Origin of the sequence: Chromohalobacter sp. HP20-39, assembly GCF_033052815.1 — a bacterium.
Classification (GTDB): Bacteria; Pseudomonadota; Gammaproteobacteria; order Pseudomonadales; family Halomonadaceae; genus Chromohalobacter.
Genome location: NZ_JAWHTP010001109.1, coordinates 1 through 240 on the forward strand (window position 1 = coordinate 1; position 240 = coordinate 240).

The window sequence follows — 240 nt, forward strand, 5'->3', positions numbered from 1 at the left end:
CGCGGTCCGCTCGACAGCAGCCGGAGATCGTTGCAGATCTTGGAAACCTTGACGGCCACACGTTTCAGGACGCCCGACAATTGAACGAACGAACCGCAGTCCTGCGTGGCCTCGACCAGGTTTGCCGCTGTCACCAGCGGCATGCCGGTGATGGCGACGAGATGCCGGCAGACCAGACGCGCGTAGTCCGGGTGTGACGTGATCCCTGTGCCGATCGCCGTCGCCCCCATGTTGATCTCG

1 protein-coding gene is annotated in these 240 nt (G+C 63.8%); it reads right to left on the bottom strand.

What is annotated here, in order from left to right:
* A partial coding sequence (locus RVY79_RS21345) for a lyase family protein (protein WP_317466625.1) occupies positions 1 to 240 on the bottom strand: 240 nt, incomplete at both ends.